At 46.5% G+C, this 23,711-nt stretch carries 19 protein-coding genes; 1 reads left to right on the plus strand and 18 read right to left on the minus strand.

Going from position 1 to position 23,711, the window contains the following annotated elements:
- Positions 1 to 891: 891 nt before the first annotated feature.
- Both MKY42_RS20105 and MKY42_RS20110 read right to left on the minus strand, forming a co-directional pair.
- Complete coding sequence (locus MKY42_RS20105) at positions 892 to 1,911, minus strand: phosphotransferase (protein ID WP_090900090.1); 1,020 nt, start codon at positions 1,909 to 1,911, stop codon at positions 892 to 894.
- A 162-nt stretch (positions 1,912 to 2,073) separates the two neighbouring features.
- Entirely contained in the window at positions 2,074 to 2,307 is a 234-nt protein-coding gene (locus MKY42_RS20110) for a CD3324 family protein (RefSeq protein WP_090900093.1), read from the minus strand.
- A gap of 234 nt (positions 2,308 to 2,541) precedes the next feature.
- Here MKY42_RS20110 and MKY42_RS20115 point away from each other — a divergent pair, with 234 nt between their 5' ends.
- The gene (locus MKY42_RS20115; RefSeq protein ID WP_339844170.1) at positions 2,542 to 2,847 is read left to right on the plus strand and encodes a tyrosine-type recombinase/integrase; all 306 of its coding nucleotides are present in this window, start codon (positions 2,542 to 2,544) and stop codon (positions 2,845 to 2,847) included.
- 69 nt (positions 2,848 to 2,916) lie between these two features.
- Here the strand turns inward: MKY42_RS20115 and glnA are convergent, their stop codons facing one another.
- The 16 genes from glnA to MKY42_RS20195 all read right to left on the minus strand — a co-directional run bounded on the left by glnA (position 2,917) and on the right by MKY42_RS20195 (position 23,257).
- Positions 2,917 to 4,245 (minus strand): type I glutamate--ammonia ligase, encoded by a 1,329-nt coding sequence (glnA, locus tag MKY42_RS20120; RefSeq protein ID WP_090900096.1) that lies wholly within the window; start codon positions 4,243 to 4,245, stop codon positions 2,917 to 2,919.
- 129 nt (positions 4,246 to 4,374) lie between these two features.
- The gene (locus MKY42_RS20125) at positions 4,375 to 4,788 is read right to left on the minus strand and encodes a MerR family transcriptional regulator (protein WP_063563200.1); all 414 of its coding nucleotides are present in this window, start codon (positions 4,786 to 4,788) and stop codon (positions 4,375 to 4,377) included.
- An 83-nt stretch (positions 4,789 to 4,871) separates the two neighbouring features.
- The gene (locus MKY42_RS20130) at positions 4,872 to 6,125 is read right to left on the minus strand and encodes a methionine gamma-lyase family protein (RefSeq protein WP_179264211.1); all 1,254 of its coding nucleotides are present in this window, start codon (positions 6,123 to 6,125) and stop codon (positions 4,872 to 4,874) included.
- Between the two features lie 84 nt (positions 6,126 to 6,209).
- Entirely contained in the window at positions 6,210 to 7,496 is a 1,287-nt protein-coding gene (hflX, locus tag MKY42_RS20135; protein ID WP_339844174.1) for a GTPase HflX, read from the minus strand.
- Between the two features lie 120 nt (positions 7,497 to 7,616).
- Positions 7,617 to 8,588 carry an AAA family ATPase gene (locus MKY42_RS20140; RefSeq protein ID WP_109998339.1) on the minus strand — a complete coding sequence of 324 codons (972 nt, stop codon included), beginning with the start codon at positions 8,586 to 8,588 and terminating at the stop codon, positions 7,617 to 7,619.
- Between the two features lie 109 nt (positions 8,589 to 8,697).
- Positions 8,698 to 9,261 (minus strand): DUF402 domain-containing protein, encoded by a 564-nt coding sequence (locus MKY42_RS20145; RefSeq protein ID WP_024630470.1) that lies wholly within the window; start codon positions 9,259 to 9,261, stop codon positions 8,698 to 8,700.
- Positions 9,262 to 9,544: 283 nt separating this feature from the next.
- Positions 9,545 to 12,208 carry a PBP1A family penicillin-binding protein gene (locus tag MKY42_RS20150; RefSeq protein WP_339844180.1) on the minus strand — a complete coding sequence of 888 codons (2,664 nt, stop codon included), beginning with the start codon at positions 12,206 to 12,208 and terminating at the stop codon, positions 9,545 to 9,547.
- 167 nt (positions 12,209 to 12,375) lie between these two features.
- Positions 12,376 to 12,618 carry an RNA chaperone Hfq gene (hfq, locus tag MKY42_RS20155; protein ID WP_017687918.1) on the minus strand — a complete coding sequence of 81 codons (243 nt, stop codon included), beginning with the start codon at positions 12,616 to 12,618 and terminating at the stop codon, positions 12,376 to 12,378.
- A 170-nt stretch (positions 12,619 to 12,788) separates the two neighbouring features.
- Positions 12,789 to 13,073, minus strand: coding sequence for a hypothetical protein (locus tag MKY42_RS20160; RefSeq protein WP_339844182.1), 285 nt, complete (start codon positions 13,071 to 13,073; stop codon positions 12,789 to 12,791).
- A 242-nt stretch (positions 13,074 to 13,315) separates the two neighbouring features.
- Positions 13,316 to 14,266: a tRNA (adenosine(37)-N6)-dimethylallyltransferase MiaA gene (miaA, locus tag MKY42_RS20165; protein WP_179264207.1), complete on the minus strand. Its 951-nt coding sequence runs from the start codon at positions 14,264 to 14,266 to the stop codon at positions 13,316 to 13,318.
- On the minus strand, positions 14,247 to 15,032 hold the full coding sequence (locus MKY42_RS20170) for a class I SAM-dependent methyltransferase (RefSeq protein WP_076289083.1): 786 nt from the start codon (positions 15,030 to 15,032) through the stop codon (positions 14,247 to 14,249). Before MKY42_RS20170 ends, miaA begins: the two co-directional genes overlap by 20 nt.
- Positions 15,033 to 15,049: 17 nt before the next feature.
- Complete coding sequence (gene mutL, locus MKY42_RS20175) at positions 15,050 to 17,257, minus strand: DNA mismatch repair endonuclease MutL (protein ID WP_090900114.1); 2,208 nt, start codon at positions 17,255 to 17,257, stop codon at positions 15,050 to 15,052.
- Between the two features lie 21 nt (positions 17,258 to 17,278).
- Complete coding sequence (gene mutS / locus MKY42_RS20180; protein ID WP_090900117.1) at positions 17,279 to 20,080, minus strand: DNA mismatch repair protein MutS; 2,802 nt, start codon at positions 20,078 to 20,080, stop codon at positions 17,279 to 17,281.
- Between the two features lie 200 nt (positions 20,081 to 20,280).
- Positions 20,281 to 21,531, minus strand: a complete 1,251-nt coding sequence (locus MKY42_RS20185) for a hypothetical protein (protein ID WP_339844188.1) — start codon at positions 21,529 to 21,531, stop codon at positions 20,281 to 20,283.
- 112 nt (positions 21,532 to 21,643) lie between these two features.
- Complete coding sequence (locus MKY42_RS20190) at positions 21,644 to 22,204, minus strand: outer spore coat protein CotE (protein WP_076289080.1); 561 nt, start codon at positions 22,202 to 22,204, stop codon at positions 21,644 to 21,646.
- 75 nt (positions 22,205 to 22,279) lie between these two features.
- Positions 22,280 to 23,257 carry an aromatic acid exporter family protein gene (locus MKY42_RS20195; RefSeq protein ID WP_090900120.1) on the minus strand — a complete coding sequence of 326 codons (978 nt, stop codon included), beginning with the start codon at positions 23,255 to 23,257 and terminating at the stop codon, positions 22,280 to 22,282.
- Positions 23,258 to 23,711 lie beyond the last annotated feature (454 nt).

Below are 23,711 nucleotides of genomic sequence, written 5' to 3' on the forward strand. Positions count from 1 at the left end.
TATCTTTTTCAGATTCTAACTAAAAGCTTTTCCTTTTTACATCTTTCAACAACAACATTTTACTGCTCTGTTCGATAATTTGATTAACTTACGCTTACACCGCTGTAAAGCGGTTTTACATATACAAAAAAATGAAATAACGTTCTATACAGTACCCGTTCTCTCGACATGTGCCATCATTTCTTATCAGAAGTTTTCCCATCATTCCTACAGCTACCCATTCTGGACGCTCCAACCGAGAAACGTAAGTCTGTAAAGGATCATACTGAGGATTGATTAATGCTGTTTTCAACGTGTGTGATGGGACTGTAACCTCCCCGTTTCCATCTTTTCATGGACGCTCTCCTCATTTCATTTAGTGTATCTGAGGTGGCTTCGAGTGTCCAATTGGATTAGAGGCTTTAAAGATATAAAAGGGGTTCTTAATAAATACATTATGCTAATTCTGCAGAATATGAAGTTTAAAGCTTCACATAATCAATGGTTTGATGCAGCTCTGCCTTCTCCATACTTCCAAAAACATTAAAATCTCTGAGGAACTCATCGAACTTATCCCTCAAATCGATGACCAAGGAGCACTTCGAAGCTCCCCCTCCAGCTTTGTTGTTAACTTTACCGCATACCTACTCTCCGTATAGGACGGATGCTTTCCATATAAAAGCTCGATATTCCATAATGCCTCAACCGTATTTGGCATCTCGCTGACCTGAACATCCGGCGCAAACCATCAAGCCCCTAGAAAAGAAAAAAGACGACCCACCAATTCGAGTCGCCTTCATTCCAACTCAATGCCAGTTTAAAAAATCACGAAACGACCCAAACAGCTCCGTCATAATATACCCCGAAAATGAAGGAGATTATATCATTATTTTAGCCCGTTATCGGTTAGTATTAATCCACATTTACAGGCTCGATCACTTCGAATAAAAATGGATTACCATTTAAATATTCTCTTATGTATGCTTGGGCATACTTTTGTTCATCGATTAAACTGGTTGTTTCTCTTGGATCAGAGGAGTGATGGCAGCAATTCTCGATCATGAACATGACAAAAAAACATTCCAGATCCCGAATATAGTCCGTTTCCAACTTCCTAATACTCTCATAACCTTGGATAAGCATCCATCGATGCTTTGGCCAAAGCTCCAATATGGTGCCTGCCATATCGTAGAGATAATATCCGTACCCACATCTTCCAAAATCAATCGGATAGGGTTCATTATCCTTAAAAACCATATTACCGGTATGTAAATCAGCATGAATGAGCCCATAGTTATGTTCACTTGGATGCATAGTGGTAAGTTGGGATACAACCTTCTCAGCTGCATCTTGATACAGCTTCCATCCCTCTTCGGATAAAAAACGTTCATAGTAAAGTTCCAACTTACCCATTTCACGTTTAAAACTTTCTACTCCCCAAGTAGGTCTTACAAAATCAGAAGGTGGATTGAAATCCTTTGCTGCTGCATGGAGCCTGCTCATCAATACACCTATATTATATGCTTGACTATCTGTAAATTCACCTGCTGCTTTTTCACCCTCTATCCACCGCATCATCGTTACATAAGGGCGCCTATATCCTATCTCTGTTTCGATGTCCAATACATAAATACCATCACAACTTGCCATCCCTTCTGGTACATTTAGATCTTTCGATTTGTTCAGTGCTTGTAACAGTAGGAGTTCCGAACGAATTTCCTCTCTGCTTAATCGGTCCGAATGAATGCGAAGTAAATAATTGTTATCTGTACTGGTTTCAATTTTATACGTGATCGTATCGGATAGTTGAATAAACTGGATGCTATCCCATTCTAAGGCATACTTTCGAATTGCAGATAAAGCGACTTTCCTTGCTCTGATTAATAACGCCCGCCGTTCTTCATCAGTATCAAATCTAAAAAAATCATTCATTTGTTATCCCCCTGCAGTTTTTATGAAGTAAAATCAACTACTTCTTTTATATGTTATTGTAACGATAGTAAAAGCTTAAAAATATGTAGTAAACAATTTAAACTATACTATACACAAAAAAGTCACATTAGAATTTCTTCCAATGCGACTTTTGTTAAACTATTATTTTGTATAAACGATCTTTTTAATAGTATCGCTTGAAAGGCAAAATCGATCTGAAAGTTGATCGATAGTGTCACCATCGAGAAACTTTTGCCGGATTTCATCATTTCTAAGATTCAAAATTTTTCTGCTGCCTGAATTTTCACCCCATTTTTTACGCAAACCTTTTGATTTAGGGATGTAAACCAATCCACCGTTCATATACTTTTGTATTTCATTTAGTAGGTGAACCATATGATCGCTAGTGATACGTGGATGAAACACTCGATTTTCAAGCTGAAGACGAGGACGAACTTTTCGGAGATACAAAAACCGGAAATTCTACCCGCACAATTAGCGTAAGTAACGGAATCATAAATGATTTGAGATATCATGCTTCATGGCAGAATCAAAATAAGATCAATTTAGGGGAGTCAATGTACAGACACGATTTAAACCTGGTCTTGTGCAGGAAATGATGGTAGTCCGATGCCTAAATCTAGTCTCTTTAATGCTTCAAAGAGAATTTTGAGAAAGGCTGGTTTGAGTGAGGAATTAACAATTCATTCCTTGAGACATACCTATGCTGTGATCATGCTAGAAGCTGGGGCTGACATAAAATTTGTACAAGAGCAGCTTGGGCATGGCAGTGTGCAAATTACATCCGATGTGTATGCTCATATTTCTAAAAAGCTAGAAAAGCGGAACATTGATAAATATGAAGAGTACACTTCCCGTATTTTTGGATCAGAAAATCAAAAACCGGGGGACGTTTGGGGGACGCAACCTCAATAGAAGTGCAATTCCCTCAAAACGTCCCCCGGTTCATTCCTTCAAAACCCCGTAGTTACAAGGTTTTTTCGATTAGTACAACGTGATATATTGATCGCGTTCCCATTGGTGGACTTGTGTACGGTACATATCCCACTCAATTTCTTTCAGCTCGTAGAAGTGAGCCAGGGCGTGGTCGCCGAGAGCATCACAGATAACTTCGCTGCGGATCATTTCGTTCAATGCTTCTTTCAGGTCAGCTGGCAAGCTTGGAATGCCTTCTTCCACACGCTCTTCTTCTGACATGATGTAGATGTTACGGTCAATCGGAGCTGGTAAGGAAAGCTCACGTTTGATTCCGTCCAGGCCTGCTTTCAATAAAACTGCCAAAGCCAAGTAAGGGTTAGCAGCCGGATCCGGATTACGAACCTCAACACGTGTACTCAGACCACGGGAAGCTGGAATACGGATCATTGGGCTACGGTTACTGGCGGACCATGCTACATAACAAGGCGCTTCATAACCTGGTACAAGACGTTTGTATGAGTTCACAGTTGGGTTCGTAATTGCTGCAAACGCACGCGCATGCTTCAAAGTTCCAGCCATGAAGTGACGTGCAGTTTTGCTCAGACCCAGCTCGTCCGACTCGTCTACGAATGCGTTCACTTTACCTTGGAACAAGGATTGGTTACAGTGCATACCGGAACCGTTCATACCAAACAGCGGTTTCGGCATAAAGGTAGCATGTAGACCATGCTGACGTGCAATCGTTTTAACAACAAGTTTGAACGTTTGGATCTGGTCTGCTGCTTTAAGAGCATCAGCATATTTAAAGTCGATCTCATGCTGACCTGGAGCTACCTCATGGTGGGAAGCTTCGATCTCAAAGCCCATTTCTTCAAGTGTGATAACGATGTCACGACGACAGTTTTCACCAAGATCCGTAGGCGCAAGGTCGAAATATCCACCTTGGTCATTCAGTTCGTTAGTCGGGTTTCCTTTTTCGTCTGTTTTGAACAAGAAGAACTCTGGTTCAGGACCGACGTTGAAGGAAGTGAATCCCATTTCTTCGGCTTCTTTCAGGTTTCGTTTCAAGATGCCACGCGGATCTCCTGGAAACGGATTACCATCCGGAAGATATACGTCGCAAATCAGTCGAGCAACACGGTTCTCGGCTACCCAAGGGAAAATGAGCCAAGAATCAAGATCAGGATAGAGGTACATGTCGGACTCTTCAATACGCACATAACCTTCAATGGAAGATCCATCAAACATCATTTTATTGTCCAGAGCCTTGGTAAGCTGGCTCACAGGGATCTCAACGTTTTTGATTGATCCAAGCAGATCGGTAAATTGCAAACGAATGAATCGTACATTCTCTTCTTTTGAGATGCGTAGTATGTCTTCTTTAGTAAAACTCACGATACCCTCTCCCTTTCTTCTCTGCGTATTTGGCTTGCCTGTTATATTTGTACATTAGAATATTGCACGGGTCAAGGAGTCCTCCTACCCAAAAGCAGGATTTCCCCTGACCTACGAGGTTATACGAACTTATTTTTTATTAAAGAATCGGGAAAGCTCTCCCTGGATGAGAGATACTTGTCCAGGTCTCTTACCTGACACCAGTTGTTGTTTAAGCAGACGATGCAGTTGGGAGTCCGACAGCTCTCTGCGTTTCACTTCCGTATCGGCTGTAATAACCGTTGCTTCTTCTGACTCTTTGGATACAGGATTCATCACTTGTTTAATGCCCGCAATGTTAACTCCTTTTTCAATCAGAGCCTTGATTTCCAGCAATCGTTCTACGTCATTGAAAGAGAACAAACGCTGATTACCTGACGTTCTCGCAGGAACAATCAAACTGTGCTGCTCATAATAACGAATCTGACGCGCGGACAGATCCGTTAGTTTCATTACAATACCTATCGGGAATAAGGCCATATTTCTGCGAATTTCGTCACCCATCATTCATCAACCTTCCAGTCATCTATTCTTCACTCTATTGTACATTTAGTTATTACTAAGTGTCAATGATGTGTTAGATAAACTCACAATAATTTACGTTCTTTCATGGTCTGTAGTGCCATCAAAACGCCATATTTAACATGAGAGTACGTTAAACCGCCCTGCATATAGCCAATATAAGGCTCACGGATAGGCGCATCTGCAGATAATTCAAGGCTTCCGCCCTGTATAAACGTACCTGCCGCCATGATGACAGGATGCTCGTAACCCGGCATGTCCCACGGTTCAGGAACAACATGGCTATCTACTGCAGCAGCCCGCTGTATTCCTTGCACAAAGGCAATTAAATGCTCGGCCGAACTGAATTGAACAGCTTGAATCAGATCTGTACGCATTTCGTTCCATGCCGGTTTGGTTACAAATCCGGATGCAGCAAACATCGCTGCAGCGAATATACTCCCTTTAATGGCCTGTCCCACAATTGTCGGAGCCATGTAAAGTCCTTGGTAGATGCCACGAGTTGTTCCCAACATCGCACCAACCTCACCGCCAATTCCGGGAGCAGTCAGACGATAGGCTGCCAATTGTACGTACTTTTCCTTCCCGCATATGTATCCTCCGGTTTCCGCCAGACCTCCACCGGGATTCTTAATCAGTGATCCTGCCATCAGGTCTACCCCGATTTCAGTTGGTTCATGTTCCTCCGTGAATTCACCATAACAGTTATCCACAAATACGATGACATCTTCCTTGATCGCCTTTACACGTGCAACCATATCAGCGATTTCCTCAATACAGAAGGAAGATCTCCAATCATATCCTCTGGAGCGCTGAATGCCAATGACTTTTGTCGCTGCATGGATGCTTTTCTCGACCGCTGCCCAATCTACTCCGCCATCTTCTAACAGAGCCGTCTCTTGATAACCAATGCCGAAATCCCGTAACGATCCTGTTCCATCACCAGGCTTGCCAATGACTTTATGCAATGTGTCATAGGGCTTACCCGTAATGTACAACAACTCGTCACCTGGACGGAGCACACCGAACAAAGCTGTAGCAATAGTATGTGTACCTGATGCAAAATGCGGACGCACCAGTGCCGCCTCTGCACCAAACACATCGGCATATACTTCATCAAGCACCTCACGCCCGCGATCGTTATACGCGTAACCCGTTGAACCCGCAAAGTGAAAATCACTGACTTTTCTGCGTTGAAACGCATTGATTACTTTCCACTGGTTATGATCGGTGATCCGATCAATCTGTTGCAATTGCCCCTCAATCTGGCGTTCAACCTGTTGTTGAAGTTCAATAATCTCTGAATCAAAGCTTGCCATCTTGCTTCATTCCCCTTCATAGCACGAATCTGACGTCAAATATCAATTATCGTGTCAACTTATCATACAAATATGTCATCGATGTTACAGTTGTATGAAATCTTCAAGTAAATAACCGAATTTCTCATATTCGCCTTTTTGCAGTTCCACTTCATAAATTACATCATTATCTTCAAATGTGGTCTCAACCACATCACCAATTTTGTAAAGTACAGACGTAAGATCTCCACGCTCAGCCGGAATACGGAACCGTTTCGTGTCTCCGGTCAATTCAGCCTGAATAAGCTCCCGAATTTTCTGCAAGTCCTCAGCATCCAGAGCGCTCACTTTGATATGTTCTTTATCCAAAGGAAGCATTTCAAGCTGCTCCGGCGTACAAGCATCCTTTTTGTTATACAATACCAATTGAGGCTTGTCCCCTGAACCCAGTTGCTGCAAAATGGTGTGTACCGTTTTCATCTGATCTTCACGCATTGCAGACGATGCATCGACCACATGTAATATAAGGTCCGCTTCATTCACTTCCTCCAGCGTTGCACGGAAAGCCGCAATCAGATCATGAGGAAGGTTCTGTATAAAGCCAACCGTATCTGTGAGTACAATTTCTTTACCACTTGGCAGTTCCATCGTCCGAGAGGTTGGATCCAGTGTGGCAAACAGCTGGTCTTGAATGTACACATCTGCCGCCGTTAATTGTTTAAGCAAGGTGGATTTACCCGCATTCGTATAACCTACAAGCGCTACCTGAACGATCCCCGTCTTTTTGCGACGCTCCCGGTGCAGCTTGCGATGACGTGTCACTTCTTCCAAATGACGCTTCAAGTCATCAATGCGACCACGAATATGTCGACGATCTGTCTCCAGTTTACTTTCACCCGGACCCCGCGTTCCAATTCCGCCGCCAAGTCTGGACAAATTCTTGCCGTGACCCGACAAACGTGGCAGCAAATAGCTCAACTGAGCCAGTTCAACCTGGATAATACCTTCTCTCGTGTTGGCACGCTGCGCAAAGATATCCAAAATCAGCTGGGTACGGTCAATAATTTTGAGATCCAACGCTTCTTCCAGGTTACGAACTTGAGCACCGGACAGTTCCTGGTCAAAAATAGCTGTTGTTGCTCCCATTTCCTCAGCTACTGCACGAAGTTCTTCCACTTTCCCCTTACCAATGAACCATTTGGTGTCCCGGGTTTTCAGGTTCTGTGACAATACACTCAGCACTTCCACACCTGCCGTCTCGGCGAGCTTTACCAACTCCTCAAGGGAGTACTCCGGGTTAATACCCGAACGTTTGACCTCATCGGTAACCAGACTCACCAACACAGCGCGATCCTTCTTCACCATATCTGTATCATGTGTGCCATTTGTCATCGTGTATATTCACTCCTTCTACTTACGTTTCCGTATATATTCTGTGCCACCATGCTTACATGGCATGCTTTAAGCCGAACCGGTTAACCCGGCCGGCTGCATTAAAAATTATATTATCGCTTACTTTTGCTCAAACTTCAAATCCTCTGTGCGAATGGTCATCAGCTCCAGTTTTCCCGGACTCCCTTGGGTATACTGTTCCAATAGTCGAACTGCCTGATGGCGTATCGATCGTTCAATGGCATTTCGGACATATCGGGCGTTGCTGAACGCATGAAGAGATTCATTTTTTTCCTGAAGCAGATGCTGCTTTAGTTTGAGTATGGTCTGTGGCATGAGAATATAGTCACGTTCCTTGGCCATAATCTCGGAGATTTGAATCAATTGATCAATGCTATAGTCTGGAAATTCAACCTGAATCGGAAAACGGGAAGGTAATCCGGGATTCGTCTGTAGAAAAAAATCAATCTCTTCCGAGTATCCCGCCAAAATGAGGATAAATTGATTCTTATTATCTTCCATTGACTTCACAAGAGTGTCGATCGCTTCCTTCCCAAAATCCTTCTCGCCCCCGCGAGCCAGACTGTACGCCTCGTCAATAAACAAAATTCCGCCCAATGCCTTCTTGACCAAGTCTCTGGTTTTCTGTGCCGTATGCCCAATGTATTCTCCGACCAAGTCTGCACGTTCCACTTCAATCAAGTGACCCTTACTCAATACACCCATCTTCTGAAAAAGCTTCGCAACAATTCGTGCTACCGTTGTTTTTCCGGTTCCCGGATTGCCTTTGAAAATCATATGATACACGTGCGCCCCACTGATCAATCCAGCCTCGGTACGCATCTGGGCAATCTGTAAGAAAGCATAGATTTCAAATACTAAATCCTTGATATTTTCCAGTCCAACCAGTTGCTCTAACTCACCTTGAATTTCTTGAAAATGCGCATGTTTAGCTAAGCCTTTTGCTGCTTGTATGGCTGTCTCTTCTTCTTTGACCAGCATCTGAGGTTCCTGGTTACGCAAAACAACATTAATTTGTCTGGATGGTCTGCCTCCCGGTTGCCCTCCTGCAGCCATGACCCGTCCGTTCATTCGCCATCACCTCTATTTTATCGGGCTGAACTCTCCTGATTATTAATGTATTCTATCAGGTGCTCTAATATTAGAAGGATGGAGAAGAATTCTGCAACTTTTCCATGACTCAAATCTGAATATTTTTTCGGAACTCCCCATTCTCAAACAGGGTTTGTCTATGCTTCAAGGACAGTTGGAAATATGGAAACACATGTGCATCAATGGCATGCAACAAATCCTTTGCTGTCCGGTTCGCCAGATCATAATCCCCCGTCGTAATGTGCTTACGTGAAAGAGCATCTTCAAGTTCATCCTCGTCCAGCAAAAATATTTCTCCATCTTTGAGGACAACGACATCCAGATACAGATCATCAAACCACGGGACACCCTGATCGGTTATGCCCTGGCTGCGGCATGTATCAATGTACCATTCAACAATCCGCTCCTGATCGTCAAACATGGCCGTAACAACAAAATGCTCGCCTTTCGGATAATACTGCAACCAGGAATAACCTTTATCCGCAATGCAGAAGGTGCTCCCTCCATAGGTTTTCCATAAAGGCTCTTTCAAATCTTGTATCGTATACAACGTAATGTAACCCGTAAAAATTTTGGATTGAACGAACCGGCATGTAAATTGTCGGTTCGTAATCCGGCGCCAGTTCGCGCGGTCCCCGAATTTCCGTTTCATACGAACCCCTCTTTGCCGACCACAGGTCCGTGACCTGCTGATATTGGTGAACAGCGAATAACGTCCGCATTACCGATTCCACAAGTCCCGGAATCCGCTTTGCACAACGTATTACGAATAGTTACAGCTTACCATATTTAAGTTATACACTCAAAATCAAGCTTTGCCTCATCTGTTAGAGCGCTCTCGTTCAACTTCAAATGTTACAAACACCAAAAACCTGCTTCCCCAATATGAGGGGAGCAGGTTTTTGGTTGTAATTATTTAATGCGGCTTATTCTTGTTAACCGCCAGTTCCAGCTTGAGAATCTGTCGGTGCATTCGTTTCTCCACTGTTACCGTTGTTCCCACTATCTGGTGGCGTGACTACTTCACCCGGTGTTGTTACAGACCCATCATTGGAACCTTCACCGGTACCTCCAGGTTCTGTTGTTCCCTGTCCTGGTGGTGTATTTCCTTCTCCGGTCTGTCCGTTCCCTTGACCTGTCCCGCCGTTGTTTCCATTATTCCCGTTACCATTGTTGCCATTGTTGCCATTTTCATTTCCATTTCCATTGCCATTGTTACCCTCAGAACCTCCATTCCCCGGCAAACCGTTGTCTGGATTTTCTGTTCCTGGCTGCTCTGTACCCGGTTCCGTTCCTGGCTCCGTGCCCGTATCTGGCTGTTGTGGTTCCAATTCCTCTGCTTCAATCATCAGCGATATGGTATTGGACGTATCCGTCTCTTGTCCTGAAGCCAGATCATAGGCTGTCACATAATACTCATAAGTGAGACCAGGGAGTGCACTTAGATCCTGCGCACTGGTCGAACCAACAGCATCAATGAGGTGAGTGAACTGTCCCTCAGATGTTTCTTTTCTGTAAATCCGATACTGTGTCGAGGAATCTCCCGTTGAAGTCCAATTCAGCGATACAGTTTGCGTAGATGGATCATACGAACCATTCAAACCACTCACTGAAAGTGTTGGTTGTTCCGGTTCTTTTTCCGGCGGAGGTGTCTGGGCTCCTGCTGGAGCTTTGAAGTCCTTCACAGGAACGCCTTTCAATGCATCCCCCATTACTTTGGCAAAGAACGCAGCTGACAGCTTACTGCTATTCTTGAGCATATGGGTTGCATCGGGATTGTCGTAACCCATCCATACGGCAGCTGTCCATTCTGGCGTGTATCCGACAAACCAAACATCACGGTTGGAACTGTTGCCGGAAATACCACTTTGAACGGTTCCCGTTTTACCTGCAACCGGTCGATCCAGACGCGCCGAACGACCTGTACCGTCATTTACTACATTTTGCAGCATCTGAGTCAGGGAATACGCATTCTGCTCACTCATGACACGCGTTGTTTCCGATTTATCGTGTTTAAAGGTCGTTTTCCCCGCGCTATCCTTAATTTCCTTAATGGAATACGCCTGCTGGTACTCACCCAGATTGGCGAATGCGCTATAGGCTTGCGCCATTTCCAGCGTATTCGTACCTTTACTAAGCCCCCCCAGCGCAATCGCCAGGTTTTTGTCTTCATCCGTAAGCTGGATACCTACGCTTTTGGCAAACTGAACACCTGTATTCACACCAATTTTGTTCAGGAGCCATACTGCCGGGATGTTCTCCGATTTTGTAATGGCATCCGTCATGCTAATGGTTGAAGAATACCCATGCAAGTTACCCGGACAGTAATTCCCGAAGCATTGCTTTTCATTACTGAGAGGTGAGTTTGCATTGTAATTACCTGATTCAAGAGCCGGTGCATAACTCACAATCGGTTTGAATGCCGATCCAGGCTGTCTGCGGCTCTGTGTTACCCGGCTATAGCCCTTCGTTTGATAATCCCGTCCGCCCAGCAAGGCGACAAGACTGCCATTTTCATGGTTCATAATTACCATGGAGCCTTGAACCTGCTGATCATCTTTGCTTGACTCAAACAAACTATCATCCGAGAACGCACTCTCCATGGCTGTTTGAGCCTGAGCATCCATCGTCGTGTAAATTTTGTACCCGCCGATATTCAGATCATCCTCCGTTTTACCAGTCACTTTCTCTGCTTCACGAAGAACATAGTCGATAAAGGCTTGATATTTCTGCTCTTTCTCAGGCGGTGTATAATCATAATCTACTTCTTTGGCTTCATCCATTTCCGCCTTGGTGATGTAACCTTGCTCATACATCAGCTGCAATACCACACCACGACGGGCCTTGGAATCGTTGGGATTGCTCAGCGGGTTATAGGCAGAAGGCCCTTTAGGCATCGCAGCCAGCGTAGCAATTTGCCAAATCTTCAGCTCATTAAGGTCAGACACCCCAAAATAAAATTCAGACGCTGCCTTAATTCCATAACGCTGATGACCAAAGAAAATCCGGTTCAGATACATCGTCAGAATTTCGTCTTTTGTGTACTTGCGTTCCAATGCCATTGCAATGGAAACCTCCGTCGCTTTACGGAAGAAGGTCTTGTCACGGGACAAGAACATATTTTTCGCAAGCTGCTGTGTCAGCGTACTGCCACCTTCCACCATGGAGCGGGCCATGACGTCTTTTACCGCCGCACGTCCGATGGACCAGATATCCACGCCCTGATGCTCGTAGAATCGTTTATCCTCCGTAGCAACAAAAGCTTCCTTTACTAAATCCGGAATATCTTCTTCTTTGACCGGCTCCAGCTTCTGAATGGACAACTCGCCCATTAACTGGCCGTTGCGGTCATATACTTTTGAAGTTTCATTAATTGTTGTTTTGTCCATGTTGGCTTTGAGCAGATTTTCGCCACTCACCATAATAAATAAATATCCACCCAGTGCACAGAATATGGCGATGGCCATGGTGAAAAACAGTGTCCATCCAACGCGTTTACCCGTAATTTTTTTCTTTTTAGAGGTCTTTGGCTTCGCTTTTTTGGTTGACTTGTTATTACTGTTGCGATTGTTAGACCTCGACAACGGATCGTTTGGCATGTTACCTCCTGACTCCCTTTCAATTGCATAATTTCTATTCGTCTGCTGGCTCAAGCTCCATTGAGCTTATTTTGCCCGGAATGAAAAGAACAACCCTTATTCAGGTTGCTCTGTTTCAATTCCTATACTTGTAGACGAAATGGTTGATAAAAAGGTTTCGTAATTTTTTAAGCTTCGCCGCTATTATCTTGCTGCATCAGCGATACGCTGCGTTGCGGCGTGAACGTGGAGATGGCGTGCTTGTAGACCATTTGCTGGCGTCCGTCGCTGTCAATGACGATCGTAAAATTGTCAAATGCCTTGATCGTTCCGCGGATTTGAAAGCCATTGGTCAGATAGACCGTAGCTGGAATGTTTTCTTTCCGCAGTTGGTTCAAGAACGTATCTTGGATGTTGATGGACTTGTTCATTAGCCGTACCCCCATTGGTTCATTTGAATTCGTGATTAAGTAATATTCAATATCGCTGAGTAGCTTTCGTGCTATTATATCATGAACGGATTCATATAATCCACAAAAACCCCTTGCCTGCTATTTTGCACCTATGCCTGAGCTTCGCTTGCAACTAGAAGACTTATCCATTATACACCGCTTGTCAGAATTGCAAAAGAGGGACAAATTCTACCTTTCCCCACGATTCCCTTCCAATTTTCCGGATCTGTATACGGTTTCTCTTTTTCTCTGAATAACGTAATATTTTTCCGATTTTTTCTATCATTGATTAAGAGTTTCAGGTATGTATTGGTATTGATTAGAACGATAATTAACCAAATTAAGGCGATAAGACCTCCAATGGCAAAGGCAATTCCAAATAACCCTGAGAAAAAGAGATATAAACTTGCCACTCCGCTCGGTTCTGCACTCATAAAATCTTCCCCCTTCCCACTTTAGCTTAGAATCAAAATCAATTAGCCTGTCAGTTGAATACATTTTAATATTTATGTTATTTTTTCACAATGAGTTTCTTTGTTTAAATTTGTATAGATCTCCGATTATTTCCTCATATATTGACATTGTTTTATATAAAAAAGTAAAAACCTCTACCTTTTATTGCTAAAAGATAGAGGTTCTAAAGTCCTAAAAAGGTGGCAAATTCCACCTTCTATATTCAGTCAAACTTGCGTTTGATCATCTCACATACTTCGGCATAATTCCCTGCAAAATCTTCGGTTTCCGTCATATCCACCCATTCGATGTCCTTCATATGACGGAACCAGGACAATTGCCGCTTGGCAAAACGACGCGTATCCCTTTTCAGCCACTCCACCGCAGCATCCCAGCTTACTTCACCCTGAAGATAAGCCGCAATTTCCTTATAACCGAGCCCCTGCATGGAGATATGCCCTCTCGCTACGCCGCGCTCCAGTAAGGACTTGACCTCATCTACCAGACCCTGCTCGATCATAAGATCAATTCGCTCTTCCACGCGGGCATACAGCTTCTGACGATCCATGGTCAAACCCACAATAAGCAGGTCATATGGAGACTCTTTTTTCTGGGAAGCCAGCTGCTCGGACAACTTCTCACCAGTAAGGTGATAGATCTCCAGTGCACGAACAATTCGGCGCTGGTCATTCGGATGCAGTCGTTCTGCACTAACCGGATCAATGACCCTCAGCTTATCATGTAACGCCTGCGGGCCATGTTGCTCTGCATAACGAAACTGTTCATCCCGGAACGCTTCATCCGAGCCGCTGTCCGAGAATTGAAAGCCATAACATACCGATTCCACATACAGACCCGTACCACCAACAATAAAAGGCAACTTGCCGCGCTCATGGATTTCCCCAATCAGACGTGTACAGCTTTCCTGAAATTCCGCCACGGAATAGGGGTATTCCGGTTCATGGATGTCGATGAGGTGATGGGGCACACCCTTCATTTCATCGCGAGTAATTTTGGCTGTCCCGATATCCATTTCGCGATATACTTGCATGGAATCCCCCGAAATAATCTCGCAATTGAACGCCTGTGCAAGCTCAATACTCATTCTCGTTTTGCCTACTGCTGTTGGTCCGACCAGCACAAGCAGCTTCGGTTTAACTTCCGCTTTCAACATTAATCACTCCGTACAGTGTTTTTGCATTGCCCCGGTCGTGCACTTCAAAACCGAGTCTCGTAAACTCTGCGCTGCCGCGCTTCTCTTTCATCACTACCCGCTTGCGGGCAACTCGTTTCGCTTCAATAATACTCTGTTCATCCAGTGCACTTGGATTTGCATAATCTCGCAAAGGCTGTATGGCGCTTGAATCAAGCATTGGTTCACGAAACATCGGATCGAAATATACCGTGTCACAGCTTCGGTCTGGCAAGGAACGCAGCAAATCGAGATGATTCGCATGCCGCAGCTCAATACGCCGGAAAGCTTCGTTTACCGCAGGCTTAATGCTCTCGTATTGAGACATGCCTTCTACCAATAAGGTGTACAGTGGGAGTGAGCTTTCACAGGCGATGACCCGACCGCTTTTGCCTACAGCAACCGAGAATACCAGTGCATCGGTGCCCAATCCTGCTGTACAATCGATAACGGTATCCCCTTCCAGGATCGCCCCTGCGTCCAGCATCGGATCAGCTTCTCCATTTAACACACGTTTGGCCCGAACAAATCCCATACTGGGGTGAAACTCAAGCAGCGGTGAATCCGGACGAAATAAACGAACTTTGCCCTGAAGCACAACTACAATTTCATCTATCCCATAATGTGCAGTCAGTGCAGGTAAAGACATTTTTTTGCGCGGTACATAGGTCCCTCCTGTTGTTTCCGCCAGGTTTCGTGCACGTTCCACAAGGTGGCCTGCTTCCTTTTCACCGGTTGTAATATACATAACTTCCTCCTAAATAGCTACATGACCCGTTTGAACAATTTCTCCAGATCATAGGTTGAAAATGACACCACAATCGGTCTCCCATGTGGACAAGTATACGGTTGACGGCAGGAACCCAGGCGTTGAATCAAGACTTCCGCCTCCTGATCCGTCAATTTCTGATTGGCTTTAATAGAAGCCTTGCAAGAGCACATAATAGACGCCGCTTCTCGCATCTTGGCAACATCAATACTACGTTCACTCAGCACCCATTCTGACATCTCTTCAATAATGTCTTTCTCGTCCCCCTTGGGGAACCAGAACGGATGGGAACGGACCCGGAAAGTTTGCCCACCGAAATGTTCCAAGTACACACCCGCCTGCTCGAACCAAGCCAGTCTTGTTTTGAGCTTTTCGGTCTCGGATGGTGTGAACTCCAGTGTAATGGGCAGCAGCAGCTCCTGCGAAGCCTGAGCCGGATTGCCAAACTGCTCGTAGTAATACTCATAATTCACCCGTTCATGAGCCGCATGCTGATCAATCAGATATAGACCATCTTGATTTTGTGCAATCAAGTACGTCCCGTGATGCTGCCCAATCAGGCTTAGTTCGGGAAACGCAGGCATAGAAGCATCCGACTTAACGGCGGATGCCAACCTTGCCGAATCCGGTAAATTTGGAGCCTTCCAGCTTCGCTCTCCTTTTGCAGCCACCGCAGATGGATTATACGATGAACGTCCTTCTCTGACCGGAGAATTCACCGAATTGGAACGATACGTAGAAGCCTGAGCGTGTGAAGTCGATATCCCCTTATCCTCAGTTGAAGGTATGGCATCTTGCGCAGCACGATCTGTAGCAGCACCGGTATTTCCACCCACAGCAGAAGCTGGATCACTATGGGAATTTTCGTCAGGACTATAATTTTGCTTCAGAACATCATTAGAGCCTGGGTCCCCGCTTAACATCCCAAATGGATCATAGGCTGGTGGTATCTCGGGTGGAGCTTCAGGCAAAGGCAGCATCTGGCCCTCACCTTTTCCATCAGAAAGTGATTGCACATCAGCCGGAGCATCCAGATCATCGTCCTCTGAAGTCGTTTTATCGAGGCCAGCAGTTATCCCTAATGGACCCTGTTGCCCATACCCCGCGGATTCTGTTTCGTCCTTTAAAGGACCTCTGGGGAACAGAAATTGTTCCTGGATAAAGGAACTGTTATCTCCACGTCTGATTTGCTGCTTGGTTACCTGTGGAATGAGCACTTCCTTCCGCAAGATTCCACGCAGTGTCGTTTCCACAAACTCGTACAGCTCCGCTTCCTTGCTGAAACGAACCTCCAGCTTCGCCGGATGCACGTTCACATCAACCAGGGACGGATGCATTTCCAATTGCACCACGACAAGCGGGAACCGATTAATGGGCAGCAGCGTATGATACGCCTTCAAAATAGCCTGGTTGAGCCCATAATTTCGAATAAATCGTCCATTTACAATGGTCGACATGCCGCCACGATTCGCACGAGTCCATTCCGGCAAACTGATCAGCCCACTCACATGATAGTCCAGACTCTCTCCCTGAATGGGGAGCATCGCTTTGGCGGCACTTGTACCGTAGATTGCCGCAACCACTTGCAGCAGATCCCCATTGCCCAGCGTCTGAAGCAGCGTATTTTCATTATGTCGCAGCGTGAACGAGATATTCGGATGAGACATCGCCATGCGATAGAGAACATCCGAGATATGCCCCAACTCAGTCTGGATCGTTTTCATATATTTAAGCCTAGCTGGCGTATTGAAAAATAGTTCTTTTACCTCAAAGTCCGTGCCTTGGGGTGAGGTTTCATCCTCATGTGAGAGAAGTTTACCGCCCTCAATCACGATTCGGCGCCCTCGCCCGTCATTCCCGCTGGCCGATAACACTTCCACCTTGGAGACAGCGGCAATACTCGCCAAGGCCTCTCCCCTGAATCCAAGACTTGTGATCTGGAACAGATCGCGGCCATGAGCTATTTTACTGGTTGCATGACGATAGAAGGCCTTTTCCATATCCTCCGGTTCGATACCGGAACCATTGTCTTTGACCCGAATACGGAGCAGTCCGCCCTCTTCCACCGTAACATCAATTTTGGAGGCGCCTGCATCCACCGAGTTTTCGAGCAGCTCCTTAACGACTGAAGCTGGCCGTTCGACCACCTCACCTGCCGCAATCTGGTTGGCAATATGTTCATCAAGCACATGAATTTTCGCCACAGGATTTCCCCTCCCCTATACTCAGGATAATTGCTGTGCCTTTAATTTGAGATCATTCAGTATTTGCATCGCCTGAAGTGGCGTCATGTTCATTACATCAATATCCTTCATATTACGAATAAACTCCCGGGCAGGCTTGTCAAGGGCAACAACCTCCGTTTTCGGAGTTACACTTGGCTCTTCATCCCCAAAGATGGACAGTTGAACCACATCAGCATGTTTGGAGACTGACTGCTGCTTCCCAATTTGTTTTTTGTCCTGTTGTTTCTGTTCTGGAGCTTCAGTTGCAACAGCCAATTCAACAGTTTCCGCAGACTCACCTTCACGGATTAATGAGGAATGATCTGTCGGCTGGAACTCCACGCGCTGATCATGGTCATCACGTTGCTGCTTGTCCTTCCCGGCAAATTCACTTCCAACCGCAACCTGAGCGGCCGCATGTTCGAAACCGTGTAACAAGCCATTCGCCCGCTCAATGATGCTGTCCGGCAGACCTGCAAGCCGTGCGCAATAGATTCCGTAGCTGCTGCTGGCAGCCCCGGCGATCAATTTACGCAGGAAATTAACCTTGTCCCCACTCTCCTGAACGGCCATGGAGTAATTCGCCAGCTTGTCCAAACTCTCTTCCAGATGAGCAAGCTCATGGAAATGGGTTGATACAAGCGCTTTGCACCCAATGATATCATGCACATATTCGATGACAGACTGGGCAATCGCCATTCCCTCACTGGTAGACGTTCCCCGACCCAATTCATCAATAATAATCAGACTGCGTGGTGTTGCTTTGTCCGTCATGACCTGAATGTCGGCCATCTCCACCATAAACGTACTTTGTCCGCCGATGAGATCGTCTGCCGCACCAATCCGTGTAAAAATACGATCCATAATCGGCACTTCAGCTTGCCCAGCTGGCACGAAACAGCCGATCTGTGCCAGAATCGAAATCAGCGCCACCTGCCGCATATACGTACTTTTCCCCGCCATATTCGGACCGGTAATCAGCAGAATGCGCGCCTCTTCCTTCTGCATCGCAGTATTGTTGGCAATGAAAGCTCCATCTCGCATCACTGCTTCAACCACCGGATGGCGCCCCTGCTCCACGACCAGATCGTAACCATCGGTCAATGTAGGCCGTACGAAATTGCGTTCTGCACTGATGACGGCAAAGGATTGATACACATCAATCTCCGCGACCAGCTCAGCCAGCTTCTGCAGCCTGGCGATCTCCTGATTGAGCCGTTCCCGTAATTCCGCGAACAAGCCGTACTCAATATCGACCATCTTGTCCTGAGCTTCCAGAATCAGCGTCTCTTTTTCTTTCAGTTCCGGTGTAATATAACGCTCAGCATTCGCAAGCGTTTGTTTCCGTTCGTAACGGCCTTCTGGCAGAGAAGCCAGGTTCGACTTGGTAATTTCAATATAGTACCCAAATACTTTGTTGTAACCGATTTTCAGCGAGCGAATGCCAGTCGCTTCACGCTCTCTGGCTTCCAGTTCAGCAATCCACTGCTTACCATTCACCGAGGCTTCCCGGAGCTCATCCAGCCGCTCGTGGTACCCTTCACGAATTAAGCCGCCATCACGCACAGATACAGGCGGTTCATCAACGATAGCCTGACCGATTGCATCTCGCAGATCACTGCAATCATCCATAATGCCAGCAATGTGCTGCAGCGTCTTGGAAGGCGAATCTGCACAATATTGACGTAGCCCTGGAATTTTGTCCAGTGACATCTTCAGTGCATTCAGATCCCGACCGTTGGCGTTACCGAAGGCAATCCGCCCCACCAGGCGTTCCAGATCGTAGATGTCTTTGAGTTCTGCACGCAGATCTTCCCGCAATATAAACTGGTTATACAGCGTATCTACCGCTTCCAGACGTTCATTAATTTTGCCTTTTTGCAGCAAGGGTTTATCCACCCAACGGCGCAGCATCCGGGCACCCATGGACGTCTCTGTGCGATCCAGGAGCCAGAGCAGTGAACCTTTTTTCGAACGTTCACGTACGGTTTCCACCAGTTCCAGGTTACGCCGAGTGAAGGGGTCCAGAATCATAAAGTGATCCGGCTCATACGTTGAAACCTGTGTCAATTGTCCAAGTGAACGTTTCTGTGTCTCACTTAAATAGGAGAACAGCCGCGCTATACAGGCTTGACGTTCAGGCTCCAAACGTGCCCATACCGCTTCGCCGAATTGCTGACGCACCAAATCTTCCTTACTCTTCGTCCATGGTGTGTATACTACAGGCCGACCAATTGGAGATGACTGGACAGCCACCGTATCCAGCAACGCAGCATCACCCACCAGCTCCGAAGGTTCGTAGATCCCGATCTCATCCTTAAGCCACTCTTGCGAGTATGGAACAGAGGTGACGTATAGCTCCCCTGTGGACAAGTCACAGGCAGCCAGTGCAATGGTGTTCTGGTTCCCTGTCAGGCAAACCATATAGTTATTGGACTTATCCCCCAAGGTCTTGCCTTCCATTACCGTTCCGGGTGTTATAACTCGTACAATTTCTCGCCGTACCATGCCTTTGGTTACTGTCGGATCTTCCATCTGCTCGCAGATGGCTACTTTGTATCCTTTTTCAATCAAGCGCTGTATGTAATTGTCAGCCGAATGATAAGGCACACCGCACATCGGGATTTTGTCTTCTCCCCCACCTGCGCGTGCTGTTAATGTAATTTCTAGCTCACGAGAAGCATTAACTGCATCTTCAAAGAACATTTCATAGAAATCACCTAATCTAAAAAAAAGAAAAGCGTCCTGCGCTTCGGCCTTCACTTGCAAATATTGTTGAATCATTGGCGTATACTGAGCCATGAGTATCCTCCATCCGTTCCAATGTTGTCAGGAAGAGAAAGCAGTCCCGGAAGGAGCAATAAGGCGGTCAGGCAACTTATTCGTGCCACCGCCTCATGTTTCGGCATCTGCCGCTTCCCTCACAGGTTGCTGTTCCATTTCTTCCGTAACGATGATCAAAATCAACTTATTTCTCATTATACCAAAAAAGTGCCCACTCTTCATGAACCTGCTCGAATATTCCAGAGTTTGCGTATATCCCGACTCTCATCCCACGTCCTGCCCAGTCTTAGCTGGCTAATTAATGGAGCGGCGTAGCGTTCATAGCGGTTATAACCATCCATTTGCGTCAGATCATCCAGTAATGCCGGAATATGCGCCTGCATCACTTCACGGTTGCCTTCATAAAAAGCAGTATGAATAACAGCCTTCGCCAATGGACGTTGAAGCAATTGTTGGTAACCTCTCGCGATAAGACCAGCCAGAGCAACAACGCCTTTGGCAACCAGAGGGGATACCAGGAAACTAGGTAACGTGCGGTATTCGAATCCACCGTAAGATTTCAGTCGAAAATCACCCAATACCCCATAACGTGGACGCCTGCCCGAACCTCGTGGGTCCTGAAGAACGGCAAGCGGCAGCGCCAGATAATTGTCAAGTGCACGCAGCAGCTCCCCGTTTAGTGTAACGCCACTGAAATGAATATGTCCGCCGAGTGGCAAGCCGCGCTGGGGCATTCCCCCTGCCTGCCAGATTAGCGAGTGATCACTAATACTGCGCGATGCGGCCGCAAAAGCTCTCATCAGATGAGCCAACAATTCACGCGGCTCGGAGCTGGGGGCAGGTCGCAGTTCGGCTACAGGATATATTCGTCGTCCATTGATCGTTACGGAGTCACAGCCAGCTACACCTGTTCGTTCGAGAAATCTGGAGGCGGGCACGATTTTGGATTCTGGCATCTGCACAAGCAGGAATTCGGGGTCCATTCCAAGGATGGGTGCTGCATTACGAATCCGCTCTTCATCCAGTTCGGACTGAAGCTGTTCCCAGCCTGCACGGTACATGGCAGAGAGATCCGTCATGCCCTTCCATGGCCTTGGGTCAATCGAGATGACAGCACAACCGCTCTTTCCTGACGCTTCCAGTCTTACAGCGCCGTGATCCAGTCCAACCGTATACAATGCTTTGATGGCAAGCCGTTCAATGCGTTTGAATAACGTTGATGCCGCTTCACGATCCAGCACACGTTCTTGCGCTCCCCCCATGCCACTGGTGTCCCTACGTTTGATGCGAATCGCTTGCAGACAACATATCTCCACATCGTAACGTACACGCAGACCCAACTCCCGGTCACGCCTGCCCTGCGATGCCAGTACTTCAATTCCGGATCGTTTCAGTCGATCTGCCCGTTCACGAGGGAGCATGCGTTCATATCGGCGCACCGACTCCTCGGCCTCATCGATCACATTCATCCTGTCCCTCCTCCCAATTGTCGCCCAAAATGAAAAAAGAGGGCTTACGCCCTCTTCACTGCCGCTCGCGGCGCATATAATACCTTAAGTTTATGAATCCGGATCGCTGAGCTTACAGCTCATCGTCAAGCAGGTCGGGATCGAGATCATCATAATCTCCATCACCACTGCCGTAGTCATAATCCTTGTCTTCGTAATCTCCACAGCCATCCGTGCACACTTTCACACAAACTTTGGTCTCGGCAACCAGTTCAACAGCGAATTCCCGTTCCACCCGGATAATTACGCTGCCTCCACCTGCCGACACCGTGGCTTCCACACAGCTTGGTTCCTGCGTTGCATCCGCAGATACCTCCACAGTGGCGGCCCGGTGTTTCGGGTCCAGATAGGACAAAGGCACATGTTCTACATACGACACCGTTTCTTTGGCTACATCCGTCTGTGAATTTTTGTCATAGGAATACCAAATGTTGATATCGTAAGTACCAATAACTTCAATTCCGTCCCCCGCTGATACGGCTTCATATTGGTGGTTGATAATCCAAGCCCCCAAAATACTGGTCGGACCATGTGGCGGAGTCACGGTATGTGTTACGGTAGAGAACTTACGACCTTTGCCGCAGATCGCCTTCGTGATGATCTCTCTACATTGATGTTTATGACTCAATGACATCTTTAAACCTCCTCCATACAATCATTCTTTACAAGTGTATGCAGGGCATCCGTCTAGGGTGACAACTATTTTCTATTATTCATTTGTAGATTGGGACCGGTCCGATACCGGAGACGGTGCTTTGTCCTTCTTGGCTATTTTCAGATACAGCGCGAGTTCCCGGCACAGCTGGAGAATCGCGGAACGAATCTCGAATTCTTCCCTTGTATCCGGCAATTCCATTTGCTTGAATTCTTCTTGCACATCTGCGAGAAGTTTTTCTGTACGTCCAGTGTAAGATTCAGTGAGCACATCCTGACTGAGCTGGTCGAACAGCTCCGATACCATTTCGGCGTGCGGCATCTTCTGATAGATCTGGGATACCAGATGCATCATATGCTGGATGGAATCCAATTGCGTTTTGCGCATATAAAAGTAAACACTCCATCCCTCATTCGGGTGGATGACCTGATTCTCCAATGAACGTTTGGCCGCTTCAATGCCGCCCAGTACAGCCTTGTCGGCTTCAATAAGCTCTTTTCCTGCCCATACTTCGTTTGGATTGCGCAGCGTGGCTGCAAACTCCTTGAAGATAACCGAGAATAATTCATCAATTCTTTTGCGAATACGCAGCATCTGCGGGTCCGCAGCCGGCATATAGGCCAGATTGACAACCATCGCGGAACCGAGACCAATCAACAGCAGCCCAATTTGGATCAAAACCACCTGTACGTCCATTTCACCGCCGCTAAATACCCGGAACACCACGACAGAACCCGTCACAATGCCTTCCTTGAATCCGGCCCGAACGATAACCGGGAATGCAATCAGTATGTAGACCGCCAGCACCCAATAATGGAAGCCAAGAAAGTGAAAAAGTACACTTGCAAATAAAAGCCCCACTACGGAAGCGAAAAATCTCGCAGATATGGTGCGAATACTTCTTTTTCGTGTCACATCAACGCCGAGTATGGCTAACAAGCCCGCCGATGTTGGTCCGGGCAAGCCGCACCAGTCCGCAATCAGCACGGCCATCAGCGCGGCTATTGCGGTTTTAATTACCCTAAAACCCATCTAACTCCCTCTCCTCTAAGCTGCAAAAATGTCAAAGCCAGCGAGCAATACCTATCCAGGTGAGCGCTTGTCCAATGCCTGACAGCGTGTATCGTCATATCTCATATCCTTAGTATTACACATCCTGCCAAAAACCATTTCTTATCTAATCAAAAGAATCATTTCGAAACAACCGCATATCGCAATTCGCTTCTACACTCATAAACGACATCAACCGACACGCATATGCATGTCGGTCTCAATAACGCGCCCCGGATGAGGGACGCTGGCAATTTGTTTGATGCGACAGAAGCCTCTGGGCCCTCTTCTCCAATCGTCGCATTCATTCCGGACTGCGCGGAATATTCGTATTAGTATGGTACTTGATTTTACAGGTTACGGCAACGTGACACCTCTTGTGAAATTGTATACATATCATGAAGCGTTCTATTTTGCACACACATGCTGTGCAGAA

This window comes from Paenibacillus sp. FSL W7-1088 (assembly GCF_037969855.1).
In the GTDB taxonomy this organism is placed as follows: Bacteria; Bacillota; Bacilli; order Paenibacillales; family Paenibacillaceae; genus Paenibacillus.

Excerpts from the sequence above, each read along its gene's own strand:
- hfq (WP_017687918.1), bottom strand. The coding sequence starts at position 12,618 with ATGAACAAGTCCATCAACATCCAAGATACGTTCTTGAACCAACTGCGG.
- MKY42_RS20160 (WP_339844182.1), bottom strand. The coding sequence starts at position 13,073 with ATGAGTGCAGAACCGAGCGGAGTGGCAAGTTTATATCTCTTTTTCTCA.
- hflX (WP_339844174.1), bottom strand. The coding sequence starts at position 7,496 with ATGACAAATGGCACACATGATACAGATATGGTGAAGAAGGATCGCGCT.
- MKY42_RS20150 (WP_339844180.1), bottom strand. The coding sequence starts at position 12,208 with ATGCCAAACGATCCGTTGTCGAGGTCTAACAATCGCAACAGTAATAAC.
- MKY42_RS20190 (WP_076289080.1), bottom strand. The coding sequence starts at position 22,204 with ATGTCATTGAGTCATAAACATCAATGTAGAGAGATCATCACGAAGGCG.
- MKY42_RS20140 (WP_109998339.1), bottom strand. The coding sequence starts at position 8,588 with ATGAACGGACGGGTCATGGCTGCAGGAGGGCAACCGGGAGGCAGACCA.
- MKY42_RS20145 (WP_024630470.1), bottom strand. The coding sequence starts at position 9,261 with ATGAAACGGAAATTCGGGGACCGCGCGAACTGGCGCCGGATTACGAAC.
- MKY42_RS20170 (WP_076289083.1), bottom strand. The coding sequence starts at position 15,032 with ATGTATATTACAACCGGTGAAAAGGAAGCAGGCCACCTTGTGGAACGT.
- MKY42_RS20110 (WP_090900093.1), bottom strand. The coding sequence starts at position 2,307 with ATGGTTCACCTACTAAATGAAATACAAAAGTATATGAACGGTGGATTG.
- MKY42_RS20125 (WP_063563200.1), bottom strand. The coding sequence starts at position 4,788 with ATGGGTGACGAAATTCGCAGAAATATGGCCTTATTCCCGATAGGTATT.
- MKY42_RS20195 (WP_090900120.1), bottom strand. The coding sequence starts at position 23,257 with ATGGGTTTTAGGGTAATTAAAACCGCAATAGCCGCGCTGATGGCCGTG.
- MKY42_RS20130 (WP_179264211.1), bottom strand. The coding sequence starts at position 6,125 with ATGGCAAGCTTTGATTCAGAGATTATTGAACTTCAACAACAGGTTGAA.
- mutS (WP_090900117.1), bottom strand. The coding sequence starts at position 20,080 with ATGGCTCAGTATACGCCAATGATTCAACAATATTTGCAAGTGAAGGCC.
- MKY42_RS20185 (WP_339844188.1), bottom strand. The coding sequence starts at position 21,531 with ATGAATGTGATCGATGAGGCCGAGGAGTCGGTGCGCCGATATGAACGC.
- MKY42_RS20115 (WP_339844170.1), top strand. The coding sequence starts at position 2,542 with ATGCCTAAATCTAGTCTCTTTAATGCTTCAAAGAGAATTTTGAGAAAG.
- miaA (WP_179264207.1), bottom strand. The coding sequence starts at position 14,266 with ATGTTGAAAGCGGAAGTTAAACCGAAGCTGCTTGTGCTGGTCGGACCA.
- MKY42_RS20105 (WP_090900090.1), bottom strand. The coding sequence starts at position 1,911 with ATGAATGATTTTTTTAGATTTGATACTGATGAAGAACGGCGGGCGTTA.